Annotated in this window: 10 protein-coding genes; 7 read left to right on the plus strand and 3 right to left on the minus strand. The window is 62.6% G+C overall.

The genetic code is table 11. From position 1 onward, the window contains the following. Window positions 1–89 precede the first annotated feature (89 nt). The gene (locus tag VKR55_RS07945; RefSeq protein ID WP_324401508.1) at window positions 90–980 is read left to right on the plus strand and encodes a LytTR family DNA-binding domain-containing protein; all 891 of its coding nucleotides are present in this window, start codon (window positions 90–92) and stop codon (window positions 978–980) included. Window positions 981–1,045: 65 nt separating this feature from the next. Here VKR55_RS07945 and VKR55_RS07950 read toward each other — a convergent pair whose 3' ends face one another. Then, a complete protein-coding gene (locus tag VKR55_RS07950; RefSeq protein ID WP_324401510.1) occupies window positions 1,046–3,631 on the minus strand; it encodes a mechanosensitive ion channel family protein in 2,586 nt (861 codons plus the stop codon). A 442-nt stretch (window positions 3,632–4,073) separates the two neighbouring features. Here VKR55_RS07950 and VKR55_RS07955 point away from each other — a divergent pair, with 442 nt between their 5' ends. The 4 genes from VKR55_RS07955 to VKR55_RS07970 all read left to right on the plus strand — a co-directional run bounded on the left by VKR55_RS07955 (window position 4,074) and on the right by VKR55_RS07970 (window position 7,491). Further along, window positions 4,074–4,472, plus strand: a complete 399-nt coding sequence (locus VKR55_RS07955) for a DNA ligase-like domain-containing protein (RefSeq protein WP_324401512.1) — start codon at window positions 4,074–4,076, stop codon at window positions 4,470–4,472. Window positions 4,473–4,547: 75 nt separating this feature from the next. Next, complete coding sequence (locus VKR55_RS07960; protein ID WP_324401515.1) at window positions 4,548–6,212, plus strand: sulfatase-like hydrolase/transferase; 1,665 nt, start codon at window positions 4,548–4,550, stop codon at window positions 6,210–6,212. 119 nt (window positions 6,213–6,331) lie between these two features. Beyond that, the gene (locus VKR55_RS07965) at window positions 6,332–7,138 is read left to right on the plus strand and encodes an aldo/keto reductase (RefSeq protein ID WP_324401517.1); all 807 of its coding nucleotides are present in this window, start codon (window positions 6,332–6,334) and stop codon (window positions 7,136–7,138) included. Further along, entirely contained in the window at window positions 7,135–7,491 is a 357-nt protein-coding gene (locus VKR55_RS07970) for a hypothetical protein (protein WP_324401519.1), read from the plus strand. The genes VKR55_RS07965 and VKR55_RS07970 overlap by 4 nt, the downstream gene beginning before the upstream one ends. A gap of 820 nt (window positions 7,492–8,311) precedes the next feature. Here VKR55_RS07970 and VKR55_RS07975 read toward each other — a convergent pair. Continuing rightward, entirely contained in the window at window positions 8,312–9,823 is a 1,512-nt protein-coding gene (locus VKR55_RS07975) for a caspase family protein (RefSeq protein ID WP_324401521.1), read from the minus strand. Between the two features lie 178 nt (window positions 9,824–10,001). Here VKR55_RS07975 and VKR55_RS07980 point away from each other — a divergent pair, with 178 nt between their 5' ends. Both VKR55_RS07980 and VKR55_RS07985 read left to right on the plus strand, forming a co-directional pair. Beyond that, window positions 10,002–10,409 carry a hypothetical protein gene (locus tag VKR55_RS07980; RefSeq protein WP_324401523.1) on the plus strand — a complete coding sequence of 136 codons (408 nt, stop codon included), beginning with the start codon at window positions 10,002–10,004 and terminating at the stop codon, window positions 10,407–10,409. A gap of 123 nt (window positions 10,410–10,532) precedes the next feature. Continuing rightward, the gene (locus VKR55_RS07985) at window positions 10,533–11,735 is read left to right on the plus strand and encodes a GNAT family N-acetyltransferase (RefSeq protein ID WP_414642324.1); all 1,203 of its coding nucleotides are present in this window, start codon (window positions 10,533–10,535) and stop codon (window positions 11,733–11,735) included. 1 nt (window position 11,736) lies between these two features. On the opposite strand, the gene VKR55_RS07990 is transcribed toward VKR55_RS07985, so the two are convergent. After that, window positions 11,737–12,151, minus strand: a 415-nt coding sequence (locus tag VKR55_RS07990) for an NIPSNAP family protein (protein ID WP_324401525.1), incomplete at its 5' end; no start/stop codon positions are given.

Here is a 12,151-nt window from a genome sequence, read left to right on the forward strand (position 1 = left end):
TTCATCAACTTTCCCGTGCCCTCCGCATGCTCCGCTCCCTGATCCAACCGGCTCGGCAGCCGCCCGTCCAGCCGCGGCGGGATGAATGGTTGCGTGGACGGGACGAAGCGGATTCGGCGAGGCCGAGCGGCAAGCTGGTGCGGACGAGTAGCGGTGACGCGGGTCTATCGACCGCAGCCGTCTATGCCATTGTCATAATCCTGATCACGATCTCCTGCGTCGTGAACGTCTTCTCGAACGGGCGCGACATCGCCTGGCGGCTGGCCGCGCCCCATAATCTCTGGGAGCCGGCGCTCTGGGAGCTGACCAGCGGCATTGTCGTGGTGGCGCTGGTGCCGCTGGTGCGATTCGGGGCGATTCTGATCCGGACCGGCGCCGACCGGCCCTTCCGCAGCGCCCTTGCGATCGCGGCGCTGTTTTTGACCTTTTCAGCGCTACACATAGCCGGCATGGGCCTGCTTCGGGAGCTCGCTTACCGTATCGCGGGCTGGGCCTATTCCTTTCCCTGGGCGCACCAGGCGCTGTACGAGATGCGCAAGGATGTGTTCTCCTTTGCCGCCATCACCGTCGCCTTTTGGCTCGCCGAACGGACTGCCGCGACGGCGATCCAAACCGACCAGACCGAGAAGGAAGCAGCCCGCACTTCCGATGCGCCTGCCGAACTCTGGCTCCGCGACGGCCGGCTCTCCATCCTCGCCAATCCCGACGAGATCATCTGGGTCGCCTCCGCCGGCAACTATGTCGAATTCCGCCTGGCCGACGGTCGCACCCATCTGATCCGCACCACGCTGCAGGCCGAAGCAGCGCGCCTTGCGAAGTTCGGCATCGTCCGTGTGCATCGCAGTCGCCTGGTCAATCCCAGGCGCATCGTCGCGCTCGAATGGCGCGCCTCGGGTGATTTCGAAATTCGGCTGGACACCGGCGAGACGGTGGCGGGAAGCCGCAGGTTCAAGGCGGCAGTGATGGCGATGGCGGGGTGATTGGGGCCGCTCTGTTTTTTGCGCAGCTACTCGGTTTCTTTTGGTCCTGACCCTGGATCGCCAGCCTATTCCGCCACCGCAGGAACCTTTGTAAATCGCCTCTTGCTCGTCTCTATATTTTCCTCTGGTTGCTGCGCCGCATAGTGCGCAACCAACTCGTGTAGCCGATCGATATTGCGAATGTTGACATCCGTTTGGGTGAAGGGAATTTCGATGCCGGCATCGGCAAACGCGTCGAAGATTGCCATCGAAAGGTCGGTGCGCACCCTGACGGTCTTGCTGATGTCATCAATGAAGACGTACAGGATAAAATTGAGGCTTGACGCCCCGAACTCCCTGAGATCGACGACCGGCTCCGGAGTGTGCAAGACGTCCGGATTGCTGCGCGCAACCTTCAGCAGCACCTCTCTGACCTGACGCGGGTTGCAGGCGTAGGCGGTCCCAATGCTGATCGTAACACGGCGCACGCTGTTGCGAAGCGTCCAGTTCTTGACCTTGTCCGATACGAAGGATGAGTTTGGAATCAGCACGTGCGCACGGTCGAACGTCTCGATTTCAGTGGAGCGGACGCTGATCTTGCGTACGTACCCTTCCTCACCTCCGACGACGACGAGGTCCCCGACCCTGATGGGTCGCTCGGCGAGCAGGATAAGTCCCGAGACGAAATTGTTGACCAGATTTTGCAAACCGAAACCGATGCCGATCGAGAAGGCACCGGCCACGATGGCGAGGCTGGAGAGATTGAAGCCCGCGTAGGAGACGGCCGCCAGGGCGGCGATCAGGATGCCGGCATAGCCAACGCCGGTCCGGATCGAGTGGCGAACCCCGCCTGAAATGCCGGCCGGCTGCAAGACTTGCACGTCGAGCCAGCCCTGGAAGAGCCGGGCCGCCGCATAGCCGAGCCCGAACACCATGATGGATGCCAACAGGGCACCGAACGTCACCTGCGTATTGGCAATGTGGAAACCGAAAAACAACTGCCGGTACCAGTCCTGAATGTCAGGCCAGGTGTATCCCCACTGCAGCATGATGAACGGCACAGAGAAAACCAGCACCGCGAGCTTCAACAGCAGGCTGATCGGCAGTGCCAGCTGCTCGCGGCGACTGCGTTCCAGATGAGCTCGCTGTTTGAGCCAGCGGCCGCCAAGCGCGTTATCGTCGGCTACGCTCTGAGCGAAACCGTCGACCCACAGCAGCAGCAAATAGACCAGAGCGAGAATCGATCCGGTCACGACCAATTGCTGCGCCAAAAAGCGCGCTAACGGCAGGTAACCGGCAAGCGCGCAGGCAACGATTGCGGCAACAATGGTCCACACCACCGCGCGGACGGCCCGGAACAGGCGCATCGACGGTGCTGTCGGATTCTCGCTTCTCAGCGGCGTGCGAAGGATGGCAACGACGAGCCCAGCCAGGAGCAGGCTCGACGGCAACGCGACCGCGATCGTCAACGCGAACGGGGCCTGTACCAGCCGCGTGATTGCGTAAAGGAGCGTCGTCAATCCATAGAAAAACGCGAGCAAAATAACCAGTCCGCAGAGGCGCGCGGCTCCCGCGTCGGACACGGGGATGAGCCGCCACGCCGGCGCCCGTGGTGCAAGCGTAGTGGTCACCAGCGCAGCTACGGTGAAGACGATCACGACCATTTCGGCCGTCAAATAGAACAGCCAATCGAGGCGGTCCGGCAAACGCTGCTCCGCCGCGAGCATGGCGTACGCAAACACGACTGGGGCCGTTACCGGTAACGCGCGGAGAAGCACGACGCCCGCGGCCGACGAGGCCCGCCGCCAGAACGGCGGCTCACCCTCGCTTTGCCAGCGCCGCAAGCTGCGCAGGCCGCGCCAGCTTGCAAACGATAGGGCGACGAACAGCAGCGCCGCTTCGAGCCCGATCCGCGCGAGGTCTTGCCCGTCTGGTACGCCTTCCCACCAACCATCCACGAGATGGCGGAGGCTATCGACGGCCATCGGGATGGTGTCCGGCAGCCTCGACCATGTTTCATATGCATAGACGCCGGGAATCGGCTGCAGCATGATCGACGCAAAATTCCGCCGCCGGATGTCTTCGATCGTATTGAAGAGATGATCGATACTCAGGTTGGCCGACCTGGCCGCTGCGTCGGCTGTGGAAAGGAGGCCGAGGCGATAGTTCAGCTCGGCGCGACTGTGCGCGATCTGCTCCGGCTCCGCCGGCTGGCCCGCCCCGGGAACTGGTCCCAACAGATTGAGCTGCGCTTTGGTGGCATCGACCCGCGTCGGCAAGCGATCCGTCAAGTCCTTCACCTCGCCGCGGATACGCTGCAACTCGTCGCGATAAGCGTTGAGTTCCGAATAAAGCAAGTGCGGACGGCGAAGGTCGCTCTCCAAACGGTCAAAATGCTGCGGCCAGGCGGCGATCCTGGCATTGAGATCAAGCCCCAGTTCCTGGTTCAGACGCTGGGTGATTGCTCCGGTATTGACCGACGCATTGGGCGCCGCCGGGGCCTTCTGGCTGGGAGCGTCACTAGCGTGCGCCGGCGCCGCAACGGCCGGCGGATCCGAAGTTGCGGTCTGTCCGAAGGCGCGCGGAGCGGTCCCGAGTACCGCGGCAACGATCCCCGAAATCAAAAGGCAGATGAAAGTCGACCCCAAGGTCGAGCGGCCGCTGATTCTCATGTGTCTCCTCGCACCCGCCCCCGTAGATGCGGATCGAGGGTAGAATATGGCGAGCCGCCCCAGCGCGCCTCCGGCGCTTCAGGCCTTTCTGGACCGCGATGGCACACGCGGCCGGAACAATTGCCCCTGGTTTTTTGAATAGAAATCAGCGTACGGATTCACACATGAGGGTGTGGGAACCCCAATGCTCAGCCAGACTAATCTAGCCGGGGAAGGTAAAGCACTTCATGTCGAGAACAGTTGAGCCCCGGCTGGGCGCCGGTCTTTCGAGCGGCGGCCTGAGCCAAGGGAGGCGCGGTTATGGCTAGGTCATTGCTCGGGGAGTTGAAGGCGCGCCGCCTGCATCTCAAGAAATCGGTCGACGAACTTTTAGCGTTGCGTGTCGAGGTTGCGAAGGCCGAATGCAAGCTTAAGGAGTCGCAAGGAAGGCGACCGCGCGCGGTTGATCACGCGCAGCGGCTACGACTGGACCACCTGCGACCCGCGCATCATTGAGAGCGCCCTGAACCACCGGCAATTCGTGATCGACGGCGAAGTCGTGGTGCCGGGCGTTGACGGCGTCGCCGGCTTCAATGCCTTGCGCAGCCGCAAGCATGACCCCGAGGTCCAGCTCTACGCCTTCAACATCCTCGCCTCGATGGTGAGGACCTGCGTCGCCCATCCCTGTCGAAGCGTAACACCGACCTTGCGCGCGTGCCGCCCGAAGGCCCGTAGGGCGGATCGGCGTTGTTCAGTCCGCCGTGATGCGGACTTCGTCCGAGGAACAGATCAGGATCGACCTGGCATGCTGACCCAGGACTGCGACGTTTGCCGCGGCGCGCGAATCTGCTGTGGCCATTGACGGGCCACAAAAGCCGGTGATCAAAGACTCCGAGAGCTGAATTGAAGACATGAATGCTAAGGGCATCTTATTCCCATGGCTCTGACTTTGACACTTGTGGCCGCTATCGGCGCCGTTGCGCTGACGGAACGCAGCGTGGAACACCTGCCGTTTGCCATTGCGGGCCTCTTCTTGAACGCGGCCCTGCTGCTGGTCTTTGTTGCCGATTTTGAGAGGGCAATCCTGCTGTCCGGCATGCTGGCAGTGGCGATCGCCGGTGTATCAATTGTAAAATTCAATCACAGCGCACTCAAACTAACCGTTTCCGATTTGCCGCTGGCGTTTGCAGGCACGGTCCCATTTTTCGTGTTGCAATACCCACGCGTGATGCTGGGCGTTCTGATAGGAGGTGTCTTATTAGCTTTTGCTTCGACCGCGGTTTTGCTCTACGCCGCCGGATCTCCGATTTCTATTGCAGTTCGAATTCCCTTGTTTTGTGTTGCACTCATCGGCTTCGTAAAGGCTTCCGCGCTAAAGGGCGCCACGTCCTTGCGGCTGACGCTGACGCAAGGGCGGTGCTTTTACTCCACCTTCATGGCCTCGCTCATTGACCGCGCTTGCTGGCGGCAGTTCGGCGGGCTGGCCCTGAGCGATATCGCAAATGAACCACTGCCACTGAAGGAGGCGATGCCCGCGCGCTCCACCGACTCTCCGGACATCATCGTCATCCAGCACGAGTCGGTGTTCGACCCGCGCATTTTTGGACTGCCGGTTGAGCCCATCGTTGAAGCGTTCCTGTCCCCGGCAGATGGGGAATTCGGACGCCTCAACGTCGACATCTTTGGCGGAGGCTCGTGGCAGTCCGAGTTCAGTCTGCTAACCGGTCTTTCAAGTGCAAGTTTCGGTTCAAGTGCCTACTACCTCTTCAAGAAAGGGGCCGGCCGATTCCACACGAGCCTCCCACGTTCGTTGGAGTCACTCGGCTACAGGACAACACTCATGTCGAGCTGTCGTCGCGGCTTTCTCAATTACGATCAATTCTACGGTTCGATCGGCATCAACGAGCGCATCTTCGTCGACGATTTTCCGCCACCCTTCGATATCAGGCGTTTCGAGGCAACAAATTCGGATGCCATGTTTCTGGAAGCGGTGGTCGATGCCCATACGAAGAGGATTGCTGACGATCCGACCCCCCAATTTCTCTATGCGCTGACCAACTTCAATCACGGTCCGCATCGTCGGCGGCTCGTTCCGCCCGGACAGTTTGAGAGGGAGCGCGCCTTTGCTTTGGCCAGCCTCCCCAATGCTGAATACGCCGAATATTACGCGCGGCTTGTCGAGACCGCCTCTATTTGGCAGAGGCTTAAAGCTGAGCTGTCAAACAATTTTCCGGGACGCCCTACTCTGGTGATGCATTATGGGGACCACCAACCGGTATTGACGAGACGGATCGATCGGCACCTGACGCGCCCGGAAGATGGGCGGCGTCTGTTTCGCACATTTTATGCGATAGAGGCTTTGAATATCCCTCACCCTGGCACGGGACGAGGGACGGACCTCGATATCGCTTTTCTTGGAACGGTCGCTTTGCAACGGGCAGGCCTCCCGCTTGATCCGATATTTGCCACCCGTGCGAGCTTGCTTGATGATTGCGGCGAAACCTATTTTGCATCGGCCTCGGAACGGAAACGCCGATTCCATCGCACGCTTGTGGATCTGGGCTTGATAGACCTCATGCCGAACGTTCAGCACGCGCGCTAGCTTGGCGCGCTCTCCCGTGACATGGGCGCTGCTCGGAAGTCGGATATTGGAGGAATCCAGCGATGCCCGCAGAGCATGATACGCGCCCCTTGGGCCGAAGCGGCATCCATGTGCTGCCCTTGGGCATCGGCACAAACAAGTGGCGGCGTGCCGATCGCGGGGCGGCATTGGAAACATACCGGACCATTCACGATGCCGGGCCGTCTATGATTGACACGGCCGAGAGCTATTTCTCGGAGCGCGTCGTGGGAGATTGCTTGCGCACCGGCCCGACCCGCGCGGTGATAGCGTCAAAATTCCTTCCCCTTCCGGGCCGAACCTCTCCTCGACGGCTGATACGCGCGCTTGACGGTTCGCTCGCGCGCCTGGGCCTCGAGACAATCGATCTCTACTATGTCCATTATCCGCTGCCCTTGATCGATCTGGCAATATTTGCAGAAGGCCTCGTCGAGGCTGTGAAATCCGGCAGGGCACGCGCGGTCGGCGTGGCAAATTTCAATGCGGACCAGATGCGTCGCATCGCCGATCACCTCGCGAGGGCGAGCATTCCGCTCGCCGCCAATCAGGTCAACTACAGCCTGCTCCGACGAGCAGCAGAAACAAATGGCGTGCTCGACGCCTGCCGTGAGCTCGACGTTGCACTGGTAGCGTATTTCCCCCTCGCGTCCGGCCGCCTCACACAGGCGTCGAATAGCATGGTCACCAAAGCGCTGCTGATGTGTCTCGCCGATATTGCCCGCGCGCACGACGTCAGCATCAGTCAAGTCGCACTGAACTGGCTGTTGGCGCGCGACAGTCACGTGATCCCCATCCCCGGCGCGACCAAGCCTGATCACGCCAGGGCCAATCTCGATGCACTCGGCTGGCGCTTGAGTGAGACCGAGTTCGACGCGATAGACCGAGCCTCAGCAAAGGATGAAACATGAATCCCGCGCCCGTCAAACCCATCATCTCTATCTCTGACCTCGAGAAGATCGACGTCCGCGTCGGGACCATTCTCGCTGTCGAGGACGTGGCGCATTCTGAGAAGCTCGTACGACTGCGTGTCGATTTCGGCGACCACGCGCGCTCCATTCTGGTCGGTATGAAACAGGAGCGGCGAAATCCGAAAATGGAAATCGAAGGCAAGCAGGCTCTGTTTGTCGTCAATCTTGAGCCTCGCAAGATGGCCGGGGAGATCTCCGAAGGAATGACTTTTGATCTCGGTTATGCCGATGGCATCACGCCGGTGCTAGCGCTGCCGGAAAAGCCGGTTCCCGATGGTACTCGCGCCGGGTGAACTCGGCTGTTGGCAGCTCCTGATACGGCTCGGATCACCCACGACGTCCGCAATTGAGACAGGCTCGGACCGCAGCCGCACCTGACGGGCAAATCACTTCGCCTTATCAGAATCAGTCTCGCCTTATGTCAAGCCCTTCCGCGAAAAATATTCCACTTCCGTTTTGCCGAAAGCCATGATTGTCTCTTCCGCATCCGCCTCCACAAGAGGGGACGTATCGCGATCGTCACGGACGTTGGAGGCGGGATGCGATGGACGTGAGGATGCTCAGCACGCTAATCGCGCGCCGACGAAAGCATTCCTCACGGACGGCGAAATCGTGCGGTCCCGACGCCCCGACGCTGGCGTCAACCCCCGGGTCATGAGCCCGAGGCGACGGAGGCTAACAAGCCCGGCACTCCGGGGAGACCACGTATAAGCCGTAAACCATCGCGCAGGGAATGCCGGTTGATCTGGCTGCCCTGTCGTTGCTTGCGTGCGTAAAGTGCACTGTCTTTGCACGCAAGGCTCGCGGGTGCGGCCTGCACCCGGCATTCCCTGCGCCCTCTTCACCTCGAGGGCCACGAAACGATGCATCACTCGGGCATGTTGTGCCGCGAGAATGCGGAATCTTGTCTTGCCCATGTCGTTGCCCAGTACTGGATCGCCCGGTCAAGCCGGCGATGACTTCGAATAGCTGTTTAACAATTGAATACGATTGAATCCGCCAATGCCCGGCGAACTGACTGCACGCGCAAACCGCGGCAAACACTGCGACACACGCAAGACGAGAAGACCGACCTTGCGGCGGGTCTTCTCTCACCTCGTTGTCATGTCTCGATCAGTAGCGGCGTCCAAAGCCAAAGCCCATCGGGTGTCCCATCATGCCGCCGCCGGGTCCCATCGGGTGATAGACCGGCCGGCCGCCATAGACGGGTCCACCGACGACGACCTGGCGCGGCGGCAGTTGGTGCACCGGCGGCTCGTGCGGCGGCAGGTGACGCACCGGCGGATCGATCTCGTGCGGCGGCGTCGTGACGGTGACCTTCTTGATGACGACGGTGTGCTCGTGCTCGATCACGACCGGCGCCTGCGTCGGCGTAAGGTCCGCTTTCTTCAGCGTCGGCGCGGCGGGCTTGGACGGCGCGGCAGGCGTCGACGGCGGCGTGCAGAGAGCCGCGACCTGCGGCAGCGGCGAAGGCTTGAAGCGCAGACGCTGGATCAGCGTGCGCGCCGTCAGCGTCAAGTCAGTGTCCGGATATTGCACGAGGAAGGAGCGATAGCTCGCGGCGGTGTTGATCGTCACGGCCTCGTTCCATGCCAGCATCTTGCGCCGGCGGATGACCCACTCGCGCACCTCGGGCGCAAACTGCGACTGCGTGAACAGGGCATCGAAAGCCTCGTAGGCTTCCAGCGTGCCGTCCGCGACGATCATCTCATGGGCGATCTCCGGGGTCTTGCCCTGCAGGTCATGCTTCCACTGCTCGACGGTGCGCTTGGGTGCGCTGGGCGCGTTCGACGCGACGGGTGCGTTCGACGCGACGGCCGTGGTCGGCGGCAGCGCGGCGTTCGCATCCTGCGGACCGGTTGCGGCCACAAACCGGAAGTCCTCGGTCAGCGAGGAGCTTTCCCAGGGCGTCTGCCGCCCGTCCGTCGCCTTGTTGACGGCCACGCGAACTTCTTTGAACGCCTGCTCGATCGGCAAGCCAGGCGTGCGGGCGGCCGTAAGCAGCGCCGTGGTGTAGGGGCTGTCGGCGCCCTCGCCGTCCTCGGCTTCCGCGCCGGGCGAGGTCGAGTAGGACAGGAACGTGCCGGGCTCGCCGGTCTTGGTGTCGACCAAAGCAAGCCCGCGGCCGACGGTTCCGTTCAGCGCCGGGAATGGATTGTTGCGGCAGGCATCGAGCAACAGGATGCGCGACTTGGTCGGCACCGAGTTCAGCGTGTTGACGACGTCGTTCAGCCGCACCGCCTGCAGCGGGATATCGGCCTCGCGCTTCGGATCGACGTCGACCGGCACCAGATAGTTCTCACCATCGACCTGCAGGCCGTGGCCGGCGTAAAACACCAGCGCCACCGTGTCGGGTCCCTTGGCGGCGATCTCGGCGGTGAAGTCGCCGATCTTCTGGTTCAATTCTTTCTGGGTGAGGTCGGCCGCGGTTGTCACCTCGAAGCCGGCGTCGGTGAGGAACTTGGTCATCGCCCGGGCGTCGTTGGCGGGATTGGGCAGCGACGGCACCGCACGATAGGCGGATTCGCCGATCACCAGGGCGACGCGATTTTCGGCATATGCGGCCGTGGATCCGGCGAGCACGGCACTCAAAAGCAGCGCAGAGCAAAATGCGGTACGGAACATGGGCCACCTCCCATCGGAATGATGGCCTTTGGACGCGCGCTGCTTGCAGACGGTTCGAGCCCGGTCGGGGGGAAATGCCGGTTTTCACGCGGTAATCAGGATTTGTTGATCGGAGGCCATCTGCGAAGTGAAGTTCGCCCCGGCGCTTTATTTACCGTCATTGCCTAAAATTGGAGATATGCGGGGTGGGGTCCTTCATATCACGTTACCGCTTTTGCTGGCGCTGCCGCTGGCAGGGTGCGGCTTTGCCGATGTCCGTTCGCCGGTGCCCGAATTCATGCGCGCCAAGGCGGCCGATCCGCCGCCGCCCGAGCCGCCGCCGGACGTCAAGCGGCTGGTCCACGACAACCTGGACGCTGTGTTCGTCGCCAATTCCTATCCGCGCTCGGTGCGGGTGTCGCAGCCCCATCACGAGCCGCAAGGTACCGGCTGGACCGCCTGCGTCCGCGCCGACGTCAATTCCGCAACCGGCAAGCCGATCGGCGTTGAGACCTACCGGATCAGCATCGAGGAGGGGCAGATCGTCGACCGCCGCCGCGTCGATGCCGACGACAATTGCGAGACGGAAAGCTACGAGCCGATCTGAACGGCTGTCGCGAAGCCCGCATGCTGAACAAGCCGTTAATGTTACCGTTCAAATTGCGCGGTCGCCCACACCGCTTGTTCGAACCTTTCCGCTAAGGTCTCCGCAGCATTCGGGGAAGCGGACGTGGCCGACATTGTCGACCTCAGGCAAATGCGCCATGCATCAAGCAGCGATGCCACGACGACGCGCGCCGGTTGGGAAGCGGAGCCCGCGCGCGCACCGCTGCTGACGCCGATCACGAGGGTGGATATCGGCGAGTGGCGGGCGCTTGCCGAACGGGCCATCGAGCCGAACGGCTATTATCTGCCCGATTGGGAATTGGCGGTGGATGCGTTCGTGCCCGGCCGCACCGGCGCTTTCGCGCTTTCGGCGTTCGGCGATCAGCGCCTGATCGGCCTGATGCCGGTCGTCTCGCTTGCCCGCGCCACCACGATCCCCCTGCCCGCGCTCGCCAGCGCCCATCCGTATGGCACCCTGTGCACGCCGCTACTCGATCGCGACAGGGCGGAAGCCGCCGCTTCCCAACTGATGCAGGCGGCGCGCGAGTCCGGCGCACACGCACTGTGGCTGCGCGAAGTCGCGCTCGACGGCGCGACGATGAAGGCCATTGATACGGTCTTGCGCGGCGGAGGGTTGCGTGCGCGCGTGCTGAACTCGCAGTTGCGCGCCTCCCTCGACGCCACCCGCGACGCCGACGAGCTGCTGCGCGAAGCGCTGAGCGGCAAGAAGCTGAAGGAGCTGCGGCGGCAGCGTCATCGGCTCGCCGAGCATGGCGACATCCGTTTCGACGTTGCAAGCTCGCCCGAAGCGGTCGCCAACGCGCTGGAGGTCTTCCTGAAGCTCGAAGCGAGCGGCTGGAAGGGCAAGCGCGGCACCGCGCTCGCGCAGACCGCGGGCGATGCCGCCTTCATCCGCCGCGCCACCAGGGCGCTCGCGGCGATCGGCCAGTGCGAGACCGTAACGCTCTTCGCCGGCGACGCCGCGGTCGCGGCCGGCATCGTGCTCCGGCACCAGCACCGCGCCTTCTTCTTCAAGATCGGCGTCGACGAGCGCTTTGCAAAATATTCCCCGGGCGCGCAGCTCACGCTGGACCTGACGCGTCACCTATGCGCCGATCCCGACATTGCCTCAGTGGATTCGACAGCGAGTCCCGATCATCCCATGATCAATCCGATCTGGCGCGGCCGCTTTGCCATCGGCGACGTGCTGATCCCGCTCCGGCCGAATGATCCCGTCGTGGCGCTGATCCACGCAGCGCTGCTCGCACGTCAAACCGCGCTCGACGTGGCCCGCGGCGTGCTTCACTTCATCAGGAGCCGCCGCTAACTTACTGCAGCGGCGAATGCGGCGCCGGCAGCATGATGGTCGAGTGCATCTCTTCGAGGAGCGCCGGGCCCTTGCCCAGAAATTCCTGCCACACCGGATCCTTCAGCGCATTGGCGCGGGCTTCTGCGCGCGCATTGAGGCTGGGATAGGCCCAGATGTGGCAGACCTCGTTCGGCTGGCCCGACTCAGTCTGCCAGAGGCCGACCATCTTCGAATATTTCTCACGCGCCGGCAGCGCCGCGGTAAAGGCCTCGATCCATTGCCGGGCCGCTCCGAGCGGCCTGGCCCGGTAGTTGCGGAGCTCGTAGATGTTACCGGTCGAGCTGGGTGCGACCGGCGGCCTGATCGCGTTCATCAGGCGCACCTCCTGGCGAACGAGCAGTGGCCGGATCAGCGGAATGTATTCGCTGGTCCAG

Origin of the sequence: Bradyrhizobium sp., from assembly GCF_035309285.1 — a bacterium.
GTDB lineage: Bacteria > Pseudomonadota > Alphaproteobacteria > Rhizobiales > Xanthobacteraceae > Bradyrhizobium.

Excerpts from the sequence above, each read along its gene's own strand:
- VKR55_RS07950 (WP_324401510.1), bottom strand. The coding sequence starts at position 3,631 with ATGAGAATCAGCGGCCGCTCGACCTTGGGGTCGACTTTCATCTGCCTT.
- VKR55_RS07960 (WP_324401515.1), top strand. The coding sequence starts at position 4,548 with ATGGCTCTGACTTTGACACTTGTGGCCGCTATCGGCGCCGTTGCGCTG.
- VKR55_RS07970 (WP_324401519.1), top strand. The coding sequence starts at position 7,135 with ATGAATCCCGCGCCCGTCAAACCCATCATCTCTATCTCTGACCTCGAG.
- VKR55_RS07975 (WP_324401521.1), bottom strand. The coding sequence starts at position 9,823 with ATGTTCCGTACCGCATTTTGCTCTGCGCTGCTTTTGAGTGCCGTGCTC.
- VKR55_RS07980 (WP_324401523.1), top strand. The coding sequence starts at position 10,002 with ATGCGGGGTGGGGTCCTTCATATCACGTTACCGCTTTTGCTGGCGCTG.